Source organism: Acetobacter sp. DsW_063 (assembly GCF_002153745.1).
Classification (GTDB): domain Bacteria; phylum Pseudomonadota; class Alphaproteobacteria; order Acetobacterales; family Acetobacteraceae; genus Acetobacter.
On record NZ_JOPL01000159.1, the window covers coordinates 1 to 16771 of the forward strand.

Annotated in this window: 11 protein-coding genes; 6 read left to right on the forward strand and 5 right to left on the reverse strand. The window is 60.0% G+C overall.

The annotated features are described in order from the left end of the window. Positions 1 to 193: 193 nt before the first annotated feature. Positions 194 to 1756 carry an efflux transporter outer membrane subunit gene (locus HK28_RS13490; RefSeq protein ID WP_233140557.1) on the reverse strand — a complete coding sequence of 521 codons (1563 nt, stop codon included), beginning with the start codon at positions 1754 to 1756 and terminating at the stop codon, positions 194 to 196. 242 nt (positions 1757 to 1998) lie between these two features. Between HK28_RS13490 and HK28_RS13495 the strand changes: the two genes are divergently transcribed. Further along, entirely contained in the window at positions 1999 to 2709 is a 711-nt protein-coding gene (locus HK28_RS13495; RefSeq protein ID WP_086645044.1) for a TetR/AcrR family transcriptional regulator, read from the forward strand. A gap of 250 nt (positions 2710 to 2959) precedes the next feature. After that, positions 2960 to 3337 (forward strand): hypothetical protein, encoded by a 378-nt coding sequence (locus tag HK28_RS13500; RefSeq protein WP_086645045.1) that lies wholly within the window; start codon positions 2960 to 2962, stop codon positions 3335 to 3337. A gap of 108 nt (positions 3338 to 3445) precedes the next feature. Here HK28_RS13500 and HK28_RS13505 read toward each other — a convergent pair whose 3' ends face one another. Continuing rightward, positions 3446 to 5848 carry a glucose/quinate/shikimate family membrane-bound PQQ-dependent dehydrogenase gene (locus tag HK28_RS13505; protein WP_086645046.1) on the reverse strand — a complete coding sequence of 801 codons (2403 nt, stop codon included), beginning with the start codon at positions 5846 to 5848 and terminating at the stop codon, positions 3446 to 3448. A gap of 353 nt (positions 5849 to 6201) precedes the next feature. Here HK28_RS13505 and cysE point away from each other — a divergent pair, with 353 nt between their 5' ends. Next, entirely contained in the window at positions 6202 to 6963 is a 762-nt protein-coding gene (gene cysE / locus HK28_RS13510) for a serine O-acetyltransferase (protein ID WP_233140558.1), read from the forward strand. Between the two features lie 18 nt (positions 6964 to 6981). Here cysE and HK28_RS13515 read toward each other — a convergent pair whose 3' ends face one another. Next, positions 6982 to 7605, reverse strand: coding sequence for a TetR/AcrR family transcriptional regulator (locus tag HK28_RS13515; RefSeq protein WP_233140559.1), 624 nt, complete (start codon positions 7603 to 7605; stop codon positions 6982 to 6984). A 385-nt stretch (positions 7606 to 7990) separates the two neighbouring features. Between HK28_RS13515 and HK28_RS13520 the strand changes: the two genes are divergently transcribed. Genes HK28_RS13520 through HK28_RS13530 form a run of 3 tightly spaced genes read left to right on the forward strand, consistent with a single transcriptional unit; the run spans position 7991 to position 13902 of the window. After that, entirely contained in the window at positions 7991 to 9163 is a 1173-nt protein-coding gene (locus HK28_RS13520; protein ID WP_369823670.1) for an efflux RND transporter periplasmic adaptor subunit, read from the forward strand. Positions 9164 to 9169: 6 nt separating this feature from the next. Further along, positions 9170 to 12322 (forward strand): efflux RND transporter permease subunit, encoded by a 3153-nt coding sequence (locus tag HK28_RS13525; RefSeq protein ID WP_086645050.1) that lies wholly within the window; start codon positions 9170 to 9172, stop codon positions 12320 to 12322. Beyond that, positions 12319 to 13902 (forward strand): efflux transporter outer membrane subunit, encoded by a 1584-nt coding sequence (locus HK28_RS13530; protein WP_369823671.1) that lies wholly within the window; start codon positions 12319 to 12321, stop codon positions 13900 to 13902. Before HK28_RS13525 ends, HK28_RS13530 begins: the two co-directional genes overlap by 4 nt. A 116-nt stretch (positions 13903 to 14018) precedes the next feature. Here the strand turns inward: HK28_RS13530 and HK28_RS13535 are convergent, their stop codons facing one another. Both HK28_RS13535 and aldA read right to left on the reverse strand, forming a co-directional pair. After that, on the reverse strand, positions 14019 to 14972 hold the full coding sequence (locus tag HK28_RS13535) for an AEC family transporter (RefSeq protein ID WP_086645051.1): 954 nt from the start codon (positions 14970 to 14972) through the stop codon (positions 14019 to 14021). A gap of 1 nt (position 14973) precedes the next feature. Then, complete coding sequence (aldA, locus tag HK28_RS13540) at positions 14974 to 16422, reverse strand: aldehyde dehydrogenase (RefSeq protein WP_086645052.1); 1449 nt, start codon at positions 16420 to 16422, stop codon at positions 14974 to 14976. Between the last annotated feature and the right edge of the window lie 349 nt (positions 16423 to 16771).

A 16771-nucleotide genomic window follows, 5' to 3' on the forward strand; every position in this document is an offset into this window, starting at 1 on the left:
AAACGCCGTCAGCATATCCCTCTCTATCTCATATTCTCTTGTCAAAGATCAGACCCGCTAACCCGCGGGCCGAGAACTCTACCCGCTTCGTCCGAGGAGATCAACCCCCCAGCGCCGCCGGTGAACGGGGGTATAAGCCCCCTCACACCACACCGTCAACACCAACCCACAAAAAAAACGCAGATTTTTCACCTCAACCCGCAAGACCGGCAGCCAACCGCGATTTCAAGCCAGTCGTAGCCATCCCAACAGTCGGAAAAGACGATTCCCACCCGCCGCCAAGCGCATTGTAGAGGCGAACGAGATTCGTCGAGACGGTCGCAGCACTGTCAGCCAGATCCATTTCCGACTGAAGAACGCGGCGCTCAGCATCCAACACCTGCAGCGAACTGGTCATGCCGTGACGATACTGTTCACGCGCCAGATCGTAGGCCCGACGATTGGTTGCCGTCTCCGCCTGCAACTGGTCGCGCCGCGCCTGCTCGGTCGAGTACGCCGTAAGAGCGTCGTCAACGTCTTTCCACGCACTGAGGACGGTGCTGCGATAATTGAGCGCCGCCTCTTTCTGTGCGGCTTTCTTCAACGCAAGCTGACCACGCAGACGGCCGCCCTGAAAGATCGGCAGAGTGATCGATGGCCCGACATTCCACGCACGCGCATTCCAGAAACCAAGATCCCGGAATGACAAAGACTGGAAACCGAACCCGGCGTCGATCGTCACCTTCGGGTAAAAATCTGCCTCAGCCTCGCCTATCTCAGCCGTTGCGCCATGCAATTGCGCCGCCGCCGCCCGAATGTCCGGGCGACGCTCAGCCAGTTCGGACGGAACGCCGACGGGAACATGTCCCGGCACCGGCGGAACCGCTGACGGCCGGGATAACTCATCATACAAAGCGCCCGGCGGCGACCCCATCAGCAGCGAGATCGCATTGATCTGCTGTGCGATCCGCTGATCGAACTGCGGAATCTGCGACGACGTCGCTTCAAGCTGCGACTTGGCGGTCTGCTGGTCGAGTTCACTGACAAGGCCCGCCTTGAAGCGCGCCGAACTCAGATCGAGCAGCTTCTGCGCGTCGTCGCGATTGGCCTTGAGAATGCGAAGCTGCTCCTGAGCAGCCCTCAACGCAACGTAATCCCGAGCGAGATCGCCTTCACGCGCGATCAGCATGCTCCGGCGCTGCTCTGCACTCTCATCAAGATAAGCTTTGGCGGCTTCATACTGCCGGCGAACGCGTCCCCAGAGATCGACTTCCCATGTCGCATCGACGCTATCTCGCCACTGATCCAGTAACGGGATCGTGGCGTAGCCGGTCGATTGATCGATCAACGTCCCGTCCGGGCCACCCACCGCGCTCTTACCGACGTCCGAGACAATCCTCTGCAGCATCTTGGTGCTGTATTGCGCTCTGGAATACGATCCGGTCGCGCTCAGCCCCGGATACCGCTCGGCTCCAGCGATGACGAGCTGCGCACGACTTTGCGAAAGCTGTGCCGCAGCGCGCTGCACGTCGAGGTTTTCGCTTGCGAGGCGCCGCTCAAGAGAAGAGAGTTCGGCGTCGTGGAAAATATCCCACCACGCGACGTCCGGCGCGTCCGGGACGGTCACGCTACCGCCCTTCACTCCGTCCGCGACCTGAGAAGGCCGCCATTTTGGCGGCGTCCAAGTCTGAGGCTTCTGATAATTCGGGCCGACGGCGCATCCGGCAAGCAGGACCGCGAGGCCTGTTACAAGCCGCCTCGAATTTGCTGCTCTCACGCTGAATTCCTCACCAACAAGTTTCCGCTGCCATGTAATCTTCGCCGCACGTCGCAGCACTTCCGGACGATGGGGCGATACTGGCCGATCACTCGCGCCCCGCGCGTGATTACGAACCCCCGAGCTTCCCGCCCCGCCCATATCACACCCGCCTTGACGCTGACCGACCCGTTCGGTCAGCATGCAAACCTATCGGCTTTCCCTCGGGCGTCAATCGTGAGCGCCCCATCGCAGAGGATATTATGGCAGAGACTGACCCCGGAACGGGCGCGACCCCGACGGGTATAGAGACAGATTCTCCGAGCAGCGCGCCAGCCGCGGACGTTTTGACGTGCCCGACGTGCGACCCCGAAGAAGGCGGCGCGAAATATCAGCAAATTCTCGTCGGCGCCGGAGAGATATTCGCGGAACTCGGGTACGAAGGCGCCAGCATGTCGCACATCGCCCGCCGCGCCGGGGTGTCGAAAGGCACTCTCTATAACTATTTCGACAACAAAGCCGCGCTGTTCACCGCCTTCGTAAGGCAGACGTCCCGCAACGGGCTGCCCAACGCCTTTCAGTCCATCCGTCAGGATCTGCCTCCGCGAGGCGTGCTCCTTGGAATCGCGAAAGGCATGATCGGTCTGGTGGTCGCGCCGACCACCCTGATGCTTTACCGCATCGTCATCTCCGAGGCGCCGCGCTTCCCGCACCTTGCGCAGACATTCTGGGACAACGGTCCGGCCATCGGCATCCGAACTCTCTCGCGCTGGCTACAGACGCAGACAGCGAACGGGCACCTCGTCGTCCCCGAACCCGAATTCGCCGCCGAGCAGTTCTTCGCCCTGTGCCAGACTCGGGTCGCCATGCGGTGTCGCCTGCGAATGACGGTCGACACATCGCCAGAGGAAATAGAGCGGATCGCCACACGCTCCGTCGATATGTTTCTGGCCGTTCATACGCCCCGGACCTGAAATCCCAAGCTTAGCGAGCACGCCGAGAGCACGGTTCGGCAGTTCCACCTGCAAGGCGCACATATCTCCTACCTGGTCCCCGACGAGTCCGAAGGGGTCGGTCGTGTGCGAGAGGAAGCCGCTAGGGCGCCCTGAACCGCGCTCCTGCATCAACGTTGCATGGAACAGGCGTCACGCGAGCGCGGCGCAGTTACTCCGATCCTCGCTCGCACGTCGCCATCCGTCGTCCTTCCTTATGAAAGACACTTCCATGGCAACAGCAACACGTGACAACCTGCCCGGAAGGGCCAACAACGTCGCAGACTTCCTGACCCGCGCGCACGGCGATCACTCAGGCCTGACATCCGCCGTCAGCGATTACATGGGCAAGGAAGGGGCGGAAGGTATTCCCGTCGTGCGACAACGCGCGAAAGAAGCCGGGTTGGACGGCCTGCTTCAGCACTGGCGCGACCGCCCTCTCACTGAGGCGGCAGAAGTCGACTTGGTAAGAGCCTTGATTCCTGATGAGAAAATCGCCGAATTTTCGAGAGAGACGGGGTTATCCCGCGAAGCGACGATACGCGGACTTCTGGCCGTGATTCCGCGCGTAGTCTATCGCAATGCGGAGCGCGAGCGTCGGACAACATAGCCGGCACCGGCGACAACCCAGACCGGAATGTTACCTGAAGCAAATCATCGGATATGACGCTTCCTCAGAAGACTCCCACCCGGCGACAAGCCGGGCGGGAGGAAACGTTTACTGATCCAGCGAATACGCCACGACGTAATCGCCCATCTTCGTGCCGAACGAGCCATGTCCGCCGTCGGCCGTCACGACATACTGCTTGCCCCCGACCTCATATGTCATCGGGTTGGACTGTCCCCCGGCGGGAAGACGGTCCTGCCAGAGCTGCGCTCCGGTCGTCACGTCGTATGCGCGGATGTAGTCGTCAAGCGTCGCAGTCAGGAACGCCACGCCGCCAGCAGTGGTGAGCGGTCCCCCAAGGGTAGGAACGCCAAGCTTGAACGGAAGAGGAACCGGAGAACTATCGCGGATCGTGCCGTTCCGGTGCTTCCAGACCACCTTGTTCGTCTTGAGATCGATCCCGGCCATGTAACCCCAGCCCGGCGCCTTGCATGGAATGCCGAGCGGCGAAAGCAGCGGGTGCAGATCCACGCCATAAGGCACGCCGAACTGCGGCTGAACACCCGTTTCGGTCCCTGCAGGCTGTGAGTGGTCCGGCGTCGCCGGATTCTTTGGCCCTCGCGGAATAAGCGTCGAAACGAAAGGCAGAGCCATCGGGTTCGCGATCGCGACCTGCCTCATAGGATCAACCGCTATGCCGCCCCATTCGAACATGCCGAGATTGCCAGGGAACACCAGCGTGCCCTGCAACGACGGAGGCGTGAAAGGCCCGTCATACCGTAGCTTCTTGAAGATGATGCGGCAGGCGAGTTGGTCGAACATCGTCGACCCCCACATGTCCGCGTCCGTCAAATTGCGGCGAGGCCGGAAGCTGAGTTCCGAGTAAGGCTGCGTGGGCGAAAGCCTGTCGCCTGGCGCCACGCCCTGGGGAACTTTCGTCTCTGGCGCAGGCACTACCAACTGCCCGTTCCGGCGATCAAGCACGAAGATGTTACCTGTCTTTGCCGGAGCATAGATAGCCGGGATGACGGTTCCGTCGTCCTTATGGATATCGACGAGAGTCGGCTGCGACGGCACGTCCATATCCCACAGATCGTGATGCACGGTCTGATAGAACCAGGCGAGCTTTCCAGTGTCGGCATTGAGAGCGAGAATCCCGGAAGCGTAACGCTCCTGATCTGGCGTGCGGTTTCCACCCCAGATATCGGGCGTTGCGACGCCAGTCGGAATGTAGACCAGATTCAGCTTCGCGTCATAGGCGGACGTAATCCACGAATTCGGCGAATTCGCCACATAGGCGTGGCCATTCTCCGGCAACTGGTTCGGATCCGGATTGCCCGGATCGAACGCCCACACCAGATTGCCTGTATAGACGTCGAATCCGCGCGTGACGCCCGAAGGCTCATGCGTGGAGTAGTTGTCCATCACGGCGCCCGAAACGATCACCACTTTATCAGTCACGACCGGCGGCGAGGTTGGCTCGTAGAAGCCCGCCTCCTTCATGGGCATGCCGTTCGTCAGATCGATCTCGCCATCATTGCCGAAGCGGGAGCAGCGTTGCCCCGTGTCCGCATCGATGGCGAACAACCGACCGTCGTTCACAGGCAGGAAGATGCGATGCACGCAGTCGTTGGGGACCGCCGCTCCATCGATCGTCTGATCTCCTTCATGCGTCTCATGGTACGAAACGCCACGGCAGGTCAGATGCTGAAACGTCGACTTGGCCTTGATCTGCGGATCGAACTTCCACTTCTGCTTGCCGGTGGCGGCGTCCAGAGCAAAGAGAATCTGGTGCGGGGAGCAAAGATAAAGCGTGTCGCGGATCTTGATCGGCGTGACTTCATCCGTCGTCTCGATCGGATCGTTCGGCCCGCGCGTGTCACCCGTTCGAAACGTCCACGCGACCTTGAGCTTGCCAACGTTCGCAGGCGTGATCTGGGTCAGCGGCGAGTAGCGGTCGCCAAACTGCGTCCGACCCCAGGCTGGCCAGTCTGCGGCGACAGCTTCGCCCTGATCAGCAGGGGTAATGCGCGCGGATGCTGACGCCTGCGGCAGGGAGCCTGCGATATCCTGCGGGTCCTGCGTCAGCGCATATCCGTAGATGACGACGCCCGCGCCAATGCCCGCCGCAAGCGGCAGCTTGGAAAGGTTCATCGCCGGGCCAAGCTTGCCTGTGACCCACGGCAACAACAGCCAAATCCCAAGCGGCAAAAGGAAATCGCCTCGCGGCGCAAGCTCCCAGAAGTCGAACCCCGCCTCGACCACACTCCAGACCAGCGTATAGGCGACGATGACGGCGTAGACCCAAAGAGCCGCCTCATGCCGTCGCCACAACAAAACAGCGGTGAGAAGGAGCCCGACGCCGGTGATGGCGTAATAAGGGGAGCCGCCCAGCAGCGCGAGCCATGCTCCCCCGACCGTCAGACCCAGCCCGGCGACCGCACAAAGCAGCGCTCCGATAGCCAGCGGCACGTTCGACTTTTCTTGAATGGGTTCCACTCCCCTTATGTGCATATCGAATAGATAATCCGGTTACTTACGATAAGGCGCGTCGAAACGTCGACCAGAAAGCGCCGCCTCCATTCGATTTATCTCGCCAAGACTCAGATTGTTTCGCTGCCGTCGCGTGACACGAAAGCCGCAACAACGAGTGAACCTGACGAGGCGCCCCTTGTTTCCGCGTCAGACAACTCCAAGTGATGCGATCTGCTACCGATACGATCAGCCGAGGAGAGCCTCGCATGTCCGCCCGCTCGAACACACTGAACGCTTCAGCGCTCTCACTTGCAGACACCGACGCAGAACGCGGCGGCGCCCAGTTCAAGGATCTCGATCGTCAGATCGATCTGACTGCGCTCTGGACGCAAATGCTTAGTGAATCAATGATTTGCGCCGACCCGTTGGTGAAAGGGCTGCTCTGGACGGGCGTGAAGAGCCACGGCTGCTTCGCCGAGGCCATGGCCGCACTGATCGGACGCAAGCTTGGAGACCGCGCCGTCGCCGCCGACGCTCTCACTGAGCTTGTGCACGAATGCTACGCCGCGACGCCCGAGACGCTTCGCGCCGCAGCTGCTGACATCCACGCCATTCGCGAGCGCGACCCCGCTTGCCCCGATTACGTGACGCCTTTTCTATTCTTCAAAGGGTTCCACGCCGTGCAATCCTATCGCGTCGCGAACTGGCTCTGGCTCGCTGGCCGCAGACATCTCTCGCTTCACCTGCAGAGCAGAGCGTCCGAGCTGTTCGGAGTCGACATCCATCCGGCGGCCCGCCTCGGCAGACGCATACTCCTCGACCATGGAACCGGCATCGTCATTGGCGAGACGTCGATCGTCGAGGATGATGTCTCCATCCTGCAGAACGTGACCCTTGGCGGCACAGGCAAGCACGCGGGCGACCGTCACCCCAAGATCCGGCGCGGCGTTCTGATCGGCGCGGGCGCCAAAATACTGGGAAATATCGAACTCGGCGAAGGCGCCAAGATTGGCGCGGGATCGATCGTTCTGGAAAGCGTGCCGCCTTATACCACCGTCGTCGGCAATCCTGCGCGCAAGGTCGGCACCCGCCATCTGGGCCTGCCCTCGTTGACGATGGACCAGACGCTGCCTCCGATCGACTACATTATCTGAGGTGCCGCTCTTCCAATCTCACGCAGCGCAGGCGCTTGGGGGCAACGCCTCCCAGTCGACCGCCTTCAGCCCGGCAAGGAAGATTTCAACGCCTGTCTCGACGCGCAGCTTGACCTCGCTCCACTCGTCAGGATGACCGGGCATACAGAACTGATGCAGGAGCAACTCGCCTATCGTCACGCCAAACAGAATACGTCGCGCTCTCGATATATCGCAAACAAGCCCCAGCTCAGCGACGCAGGCGCGCAGTTCGTCGTCGACCGGGTCGCGTTCGCCCTCGAATTTCAACTGAGCGATAATATCCTGAATTTCTTCGGATTCCTGGGCGTCCGCAATGATTGCCCGAGCAAGACTTACACGATCCGGCCTCAGCAGGTGGTTCGCCAGACAGACGAGCAGTGCGGTCAAGCGCTCCTTCGCAGTCCCCGTATTTGGATCCAGAGGCGCCTGCACAAAGAAGAACCGGGTCGCAATAACCTCGTGTATCAGTTCATGCTTCGACGGGAAAATGTGATACAGCGTACGCTTCGACATGCCGCACGCGTTGGCGACCTTGTCCATCGATGCGCCGACGTAACCATGTCCGCGCAAAACGACACACGCCGCATCGAGAATCCGCTCCCGCCGTTCGTCCTCCTGCATGGTCACGGGACGGCCAGGCGAGCGCGCGCCACAGCACGCCTCGGCTGCCTCCGCCTCGCGAAGTTCGTGACATACTTTGTCACGAACTGAATCCGAGTGCGCAGAAAATTCACGCAAGCCATCCGAAGGCGAAGATTTTCGCCGCCCGACGCGCTTTGGATGGGACTCCGTCTGCTTCACCTCTGCTCCGATTCCTGTTTGTGATTGCAATACCCGCACGATGTCCGCAGGGGCAGCTTGACCGGGTTTAGGATACCATATAGTTTCCAATCGATAAGAAACCAAATAGTTTCATAATGTCGAGTGTGGTTAGCTGTCCTCGCGAAATCTTGCATCGCTGGACCGCGTCAGAATCCGTTCGCAGCAAAATAGGTACATCACGTCCGTGACCAGGCGCTCTCGTCTCCCGGTGGCCGTTCGGGCCGCCCTGATCCCCACAGCGGGACTTTTTGTGCTGGCTGGGTGTGAGCGCAAGCACGCTCCGCCTGCCCCACCTCCCCAGCAAGTCGGCTTTGTGACCCTGAAGACGCAGGCCGTCCAGTTGCACACGCAACTGCCGGGCCGGACCGAAGCATATGAGATTGCGCAGGTTCGCCCGCAGGTGAACGGCGTCATCCAGAAACGCCTCTTCGTCGAAGGCTCCGACGTTACGGCTGGACAGCAACTGTACCAGATCGATCCTTCGTTCTATCAGTCCACCTACGACAGCTACCTTGGACAACTGGCGGCCGCCAAAGCCAACCTTGTGACCGCCCAGGCCAAGTATCAGCGCTATCAGTCCCTGATACGCGAACACGCGATCAGCCAGCAGGAACTGGACGATGCCAAGGCGACTTATCTGGCGGATCAGGCGCAGGTTCAGGTTGCGCAGGGGCAGGTAGAGAACGCTGCCGTCAATCTTCGCTACACAAAGGTCAACGCACCGATCTCGGGGCGCATCGGTCGCTCCGTCATCACGGTCGGCGCTCTGGCGACGGCCGGGCAGACCAATCTGCTGACGACAGTCACCCGCCTTGACCCGATTTTTGTCGACGTCAATCTTCCTGCCGTCGAGTTGCTTCGTTTCAGGCGCGAACTGGCGTCCGGTCAGATCGAACGCGCTGGCGACAACGCCGCCACGGTTAAGCTGACGCTTGAAGACGGTTCGTCTTACAGCCTCCCCGGCACCTTGGAATTCAGTGAAGTCAACGTGGACACAGCAACGTCCACGATCGTCGTACGCGCGAAATTCTCCAATCCCGACAAGCTCCTGCTCCCCGGCATGTATGTCCACGCGACACTCGACGAGGGTATGGACCCGAACGCTCTTCTCGTGCCGCAGCAGGCTGTCTCCCGCGACGCTCACGACGCGCCGCAAGTCATGGTGCTGACGTCCGATAACAAAGTCGCCGTTCGTACGATCACAACGCAGCAGGCGCTTGGAACGGACTGGATCGTCACCGGCGGCGTCGCCGCTGGCGATCGCGTCATCGTCACGGGGCTGCAGAAGATCCATCCCGGCGACAAGACGACCCCCGTGCCATTCGTCGACGACGAGACCACGAAGTCGGGAAATTAATCCGCCATGTCACGTTTCTTCATTGACCGCCCCATCTTTGCGTGGGTCATCGGTCTCGTCATCATGCTGGTCGGCGGCGTCTCGATATTCCAGATGCCGATCGCCCAGTATCCAAGCATAGCCCCGCCGCAAATCGCGATTACCGTGACCTATCCGGGCGCGTCGGCCGAAACGGTGAACAACACCACCGTACGGCCGATCCTGCAGCAGATGTACGGTCTGGATCATCTGGAATACATCTCGTCGCAGTCTTACGCGTCGGGCCAGATGGAAATCGACCTGACGTTCGAACAGGGGACCAACCCTGACATCGCGCAGGTGCAGGTTCAGAACAAGCTGCAGCTCGCACAGCCGCTGCTTCCGACCGAAGTCACCACTCAGGGCCTCAGCGTCACGAAGGCTGTGAAGAACTTCATGATGTTCGTCGCCTTCATCTCGACCGACGGGTCGATGAGCGGCGTCGACATTGCGGACTACGTGGCCTCCAACGTGTCCGATCCGATCTCCCGCGTCTCCGGCGTCGGCGATCACACGCTGTTCGGCTCCGAATATGCGATGCGCATCTGGGTCGACCCGTCAAAGCTCTACAAATACGCGTTGACGATCGGCGACGTTGAATCCGCCATCCAGGCCCAGAACATTCAGGTTTCGTCGGGTGAGCTCGGCGGCCTGACCGCCAAGCCGGGCATTCGTCTTGACGCCTCCGTCATCGGTCCAACCCGTCTGACCTCTCCTGACGAGTTCAAGAAGATCCTGCTGAAAGTGCAGCCTGACGGCTCGCAGGTTCATATCGGCGACGTCGGCTCGGTCGAGCTGGGCGCGCAGAGCTACAACATGAACTCCGTCTACAACGGACATCCGGCGGCAGGCCTCGCGCTGAAACTCGCTGTCGGCGCCAACCAGTTGTCGACAGAAGACGCTGTCTACAAAGAGATTCACCAGCTCGAGAAATTCTATCCGCCGGGCCTGAAGACCGTCTACCCACTGGATACGGCTCCCTTCATCGTCCTGTCGATCAAGGAAGTGATCATCACCCTGCTCGAAGCCATTGGCCTCGTGTTCCTGGTCATGCTCGTCTTCCTGCAGAATTTCCGCGCCACGCTGATCCCGACGATCGCCGTGCCGGTCGTGCTTCTCGGCACGTTCGGCCTGCTGTCGGCGTTCGGCTTCTCCGTCAACACCCTGACCATGCTCGCCATGGTGCTGGCCGTCGGCCTGCTCGTCGACGACGCCATCGTCGTCGTCGAAAACGTCGAACGTGTCATGCACGAGCAGAATCTTTCCCCGAAGGAAGCTGCCCGCGTCTCCATGGACGAGATCACCGGCGCGCTGGTCGGCATCGTGCTGGTTCTTACCGCCGTGTTCCTGCCCATGGCGGCGTTCGGCGGTTCGACGGGCGTGATCTACCGCCAGTTCTCCATCACCATCTGTTCGGCCATGTGGCTGTCCGTTCTGGTCGCCGTCATCATGACGCCCGCCCTGTGCGCGACCATGTTGAAGCCGAGCAGCGGCGAAAAGACCAAGGGTCTTTCCGGCTGGTTCAACCGTTCTTTCACGCGTCTCACCAAGGGTTACCTTGGCGGCGTGAACTGGATGGTCTCACGCGTCGCCGTTTCTCTGGTGCTGTTTGTGGTGATCACCGGTGGCACGGGCTACCTGTTCACCAAGCTGCCGGGCGGGTTCCTGCCTGACGAAGATCAGGGCCTGATCTTCGGGCAGGTGACAATGCCGCCGGGCGCGACGATGGAGCAGACCTCTGCTGTCACGCAGCGTGTGTCCGACTACATCATGAAAACCGAGGCGAAGAACGTCGTGTCCGTCTTCGTGGCGAACGGATTCAACTTCGCCGGGCGCGGACAGTCCGCAGGCGCATTCTTCGTACGCCTCAAAGACTGGGATGTCCGTCCCGACGCGGACCAGACGTCTTCAGCCATCGCCATGCGAATCATGATGCATTTCTGGGGCGACCCGGAGGCGCAGATTTTTGCGATCAATCCGCCCGCCGTGCTGGAGTTGGGTAACGCGACCGGCTTTGATCTCGAACTGGAAGACCGCGCGCATCTTGGCCACGCAAAACTCTTGGCCGCCCGAAACATGGTCCTCGGCATAGCGTCGCAAGACCCCCGCCTGATGGCCGTTCGCCCGAACGGCATGGAAGACGCGCCGCAGTACCACCTCAATATCGACCGAGAGAAGGCCAACGCGCTTGGCCTGACCAACGCCGACATCAACACGACCATCGAAGGCGCTCTGGGCTCGATCTACGTCAACCAGTTCCTGCGCGACGACCGCGTGAAGCAAGTCTACATTCAGGGCATTCCGGAATCCCGTATGCTGCCGGTGGATCTTGCGAAATGGTATCTCCGCAACTCCGGCGGAACCCTGGTGCCGTTCAATGCAATCGCATCAGGCAACTGGATCATGGGACCGCAGAAGGTCGAAAACTACAACGGCCTGAATTCCTATGAGATTCTGGGTCAGCCGTCCGCCGGACACAGCTCGGGCGAATCCATGGACGCCATCCGCGCTGCGCTCGCCAAACTTCCGCCGGGCATCGGTTACGAATGGACCGGTCTGTCGTTCGAACAGGAAGCGTCCGGCGGCTCGACTGGCCCTCTCTACGCTCTGGCCAGCATCGTGATCCTGCTCTGCCTCGCCGCACTGTATGAGAGCTGGGCGATTCCCATCGCCGTGATCCTGGTCATACCGCTCGGCGTGCTGGGCGCCATCGTCAGCACGCTCTGGCGTGGATACGCCAACGACGTCTACTTCCAGGTCGGATTGCTGACGACCGTCGGTCTGGCCGTGAAGAACGCGATCCTGATCGTCGAATTCGCCAAGGCGAATTTCGAAGCTGGTCAATCGCTCACCGAGGCCGTGCTTAACGCCGGACGTGAACGCCTGCGCCCGATCATGATGACCTCCATCGCCTTCGTTCTCGGCGTGTTTCCGCTGGCGATCGCCACGGGAGCCGGGTCCGGCGCACGGACGGCCATCGGCACGGCGGTCGTCGGCGGCATGTTGACCGCAACGCTGCTCGCCGTGTTCTTCGTGCCGCTGTTCTTCGTGGTCGTGCTCAAGCTCTTCCGCGTCCAGCCCAAGAAGATCGGTGACGAGCCAAAGACAATCGGGAACACCAACCAGGGCGCCCACTCATGATCGACTCTCCGAGCAAGCTTTCCATGCGCCGTCACGGCGCCCGGAAAGCGGGCGTCATCGGATTCAGCGCCGCCCTGTTGTCGGCGTGCACGATGATCCCCGACTATCACAGAACCGCGCCGCCGATGGCGACGACCTATCCGACCGACCCCATGACGGCCGTCGGCGGAACGGCGTCACCCGGCGCGATCAATCGCGAAGCCTGGCGGATCGGTTGGGAAGAGTTTTTCACCGACCCACGTCTGCGCGCCCTGATCGCCATTGCTATTCGGGAAAACCGCGACTTGCGTCAGGCAGCCGGTTCGATTGAACAGGCGTCTGGTGAATACGATGTTCAGCACGCCACTCTATTGCCGCCTATCGGGGCGACGGGCGAAGGCATGTATCTGTCGCCGTCGCGGACTGCTGGTTTGAGCTTCGCACCGGGACAAGGACGAACCCTGTCCATGTTCCGTTACTACTCGGCTGGCATTGGTTTCTCATCCTACGAAATCGACTTCTTCGGACGCATTCGGAGCCTGTCGCGCAGCGCCGGTGAAAAAGCATTGGCTCAAGTCGCCAACCAGCGCTCGGTTCTGATCTCAACTGTGTCGCAGGTCGCCAACGCATACATCGCCTGGTTGGGTGCCAGAGAACTCGCCGAAGTTGCTCAGAATACGTGGCAGTCGCAGGCCGAGACGTATCGGCTGACCAAACTGCGCTTCGACCGTGGCGAAGCGGACATGCTGACATTACGTCAGACCGAAGAGCAGGTCGCGCAGTCCGCGTCGTTGCGTGATGACGCGCTCCGGCAGGAGGCGCAGGACGAAAACGCCCTTGTCCTGCTGATCGGCGCGCCCATCCCGGCCAACCTGCCGCCACCGGGCAAGTTGGGCGAGCAGACACTGCTCGCCGACATCCCTGCAGGCCTGCCGTCGGACCTACTTGACCGGCGCCCTGACATCGAGCAGGCCGAGCATACGCTGCTGTCGGCGAACGCAGATATCGGCGCCGCTCGCGCTGCGTTTTTCCCGAAAATTTCGCTGACGGCCACTGACGGGCTCTCCAGCCTGCAGTTCCACAGCCTGTTCACGTCAGCGGCGACAACCTGGGGTTTCACGCCGCAGATTTCGATACCACTTTTCACGTGGGGTCAGGCCTCCGGCAATTTGCACACCGCGAAAGGCGAACGCGCCGTCGATCTTGCCGCCTATCAGAAGACCGTGCAGAGCGCATTCAAGGAAGTGTCCGACGCCCTCGTAGCGCGCGGAACCTACCTTGACGAAGCGAAGCAGGCAAAGCAGCTGGTGGAGGCTTCAAACGAGGCGTTCCATCTTGCGAAACTGCGTTTCTCAACTGGCTCCGATTCATATCTGACTACGCTGCAGTCGCAACGCGACTACCTTCAGGCTCAGCAAAGCCGTATTCAGGTTGATGTTCTGAAATACCAGAATCTGGTGACTGTCTATCGTGCATTGGGCGGCGGATGGAGCCAGCACAGCGTGCCTGATCAGAACAACGGCAAGCCCGTGACACCGAAAGACACCGGGCTGCCCGGGCCCGGCGCCTCTATGTCGTCGAAAGGGTTGCTGACGCCGTAAGGCTGCAACCACCAGCCTTCGGAGTTCGGAAGTTCAGCCTCGTCTCTTCATCCGGTCAGCCACGCTGACCGGATTTTTTATTAGTTGGCCGCCACACACTCAGAAATAGGCCGCAGCTATGAAAGCCAGACAAGAATTATGGACAACGTAATGACGGAGGCAATCGTCGTCAGCAAGGTCACCTGACTGGCGACGCCAGCCTCCCGCCCGTAAAGCTTGGCCAGCATGAAAGGCCCTGTTCCGGTGGGTAACGCGCTCAACACAAGCGCCTCACGCGACCACACCGGCTGCTCAGAAAACACTGTGACAGCAAGAAGAAACGTCAACGCAGGCTGCACAAGCAACTTCATTCCCGCCAACCGCAACGTCCCGAACAATGGCGCAGTCGAAGCTTTTCTCGATTCAACGAGAAACATCCCGATCGTGAGCAGCGCGCACGGGCTTGCTGCGCCGGCGAGCAACGTCACGAATGTCGTTCCTGCCGAAGGAATCGACAACCCCGTGATATTAACAACGAGACCAAGAAACGGCATGAAAATCAGAGGATTCAACGCCAGAGCACGCGAGACGCGCCTCATGACCGCACCAGTTCGTCCGCCAGCCTGCTCGTCGAACTCAATCATGAAAATTGCAATGGCGAACAAGCTGCAAGCCGTGAGAAGTGTGGATATCGTGATGGCCGCCTTAGATTGCTCGCCAAAAACGTCGAGACAAACCGGAATGCCAATAAACGACGTGTTGGCGTAACCCGCCGACAACCCTTCTATAGCCGCATTGGAAAGACGATGCGGGCGTCCCTCGTCGCGTCGCCAGCGCACGAGCCAGTTCAGCCCAAAAGTCAGAACCATTCCCAGCCCAAATGCCCCGGCGAAACCAACGTGATTCAGTTCCGCCAACGGAACATCACAGGTTATTTTGAATAATTCCGCTGGAAGCGCAAGACGAATGACAAAGCGGTTGAGCACGTTCGTCGCGTCCGCGCCCAACCAGTTTTGTTTTGCAGTGATCGCGCCAAAAACGATCAGACCAAAGATCGGCGCCAGCACCGAGATGACGCCGAATATTGTCATATTAGGCGTTCAGATAGATGGTCTTGGTCTGCACGTAAGCTTCCAGACCATGCTTCCCGTCTTCTCCCCCAAGGCCGCTTTCACCGTAGCCATGATGATACCCCTGGGGGGCTTCGCCGCCGCCACGATTGACATAAACTTCACCGAACTCCAGCTCCCGCGTCATTCGCAGAATACGACCGAGATCGCGTGTGAACAGATAAGCCGACAGGCCATAACGGCAATCGTTAGCGAAGGCCAGCGCCTGATCAAAATCCGCAACCCGGATGACGGACAAGACCGGCCCGAATACTTCGTTATGGGCGATGTCCATATCCTGTCGAACGTCAGTCAGCAGCGTGGGCGTGTAGTAAAAGCCCTTGTCGTATTCCGGACCGGTCAGACGATGACCGCCAACTTCGAGCTTGCCGCCCTGCCGCACAGCCCCCTCGACCATGGCATGAACTTTCTCCAGTTCAGCGAGGCTGACCTTGGGGCCCATATCGGTATCAGGGTCCGTCGGAGAGCCAACTTTCAGCCCGCTGATCTTCTCCCGAATCTTCGCGATGAACGCATCGTAGACTGCGTCATGAACATAGGTGCGCTCGTTACAGGTGCAGACCTGTCCGGCGTTCGTAAACCTGGACTCTATCGCCGCCTGCGCCGCCTTTTCGACATCTGCGTCCTCCATAACGATGAAGGGCGCCTTACCCCCAAGTTCGAGACGAACCTCCTTCAAGTGCTCTGCAGCCGCCGCCATGATTTTTTTACCCGCAGGCGTCGAGCCCGTCATGGTGATCAGCTTCGTGAGCGGATGCGCGACCAGCGGAACGCCCACATCGGGACCGTCGCCCGTCACAATATTGACGACGCCGTTTGGAATTTTCGCTTCCTCGATAAGACGCGCCATCTCCAGCCCCGCGAGAGGCGTCAGTTCATGCGGCTTGACGACGACCGTATTGCCTGCGGCGATAGCAGGGCCAATCTTTCGGGCGCACAGTGCAAAGGGAAAATTCCATGCGGCAATCCCCCCGATAACGCCATGCGGCACGCGGTCGATCAGAATCTTCTCGTCCGGCGTGCTGCCCGGCACGATTTCCCCCTCCAGACGGCGCGTGTTCTCTGCCGCGAAGCGGATGAGGCCAATAGCGAAGTCGATTTCACCACGAGCTTCCTTCAGAGGCTTTCCCATTTCAGAGGTGATCGTCGCCGCCAGACGTTCCTTGTCGCGTTCAATCAGGGTGTTTAACGCAAGAAGATAATCGGCGCGCTCAAGAGCTGTTTTTCTGCTCCAGGCCGGAAAAGCCTTTTGCGCGGCGGCGACAGCCTTTTCAACATCCCCAGCTTCGCCTTTAGCGACATGAGCCACCGTTTCGCCAGTCGCCGGGTTTTCAACAGCGATCCATTCGTTCGAGCCCGGAGCCGTCCAAGCTCCGTCGATGAACAGATTGTATCGGGGCGTATTTGTCATCAGAAACTCCCGTTCGTTGGATAACGGGAGTATCGGAAAACCGTCACATCATTAAAAGCAACGATATATGAGCAAGCCACTCACAAAAAGTGAGTGGTCAAATCAAGCACGTCATCCACTTTGCCTGGCATTTAAAGAACCATAATTCAATGATTATCTCACGGGGCACCTTCAGGCCCTCACGCACTTTCGGCCGAATGGAGCATACTTCAGCGCATTATTTGTCGCCACGCCCATGTGAAAATACGCGCCCTACCGATGAACGATGAGGCCTATCCGTGAAGACATGCAAGCGGGTATGGCCCTAGGCTCAGGACTCATTCTTTGAGATAGAAGATGAAGGATGCGG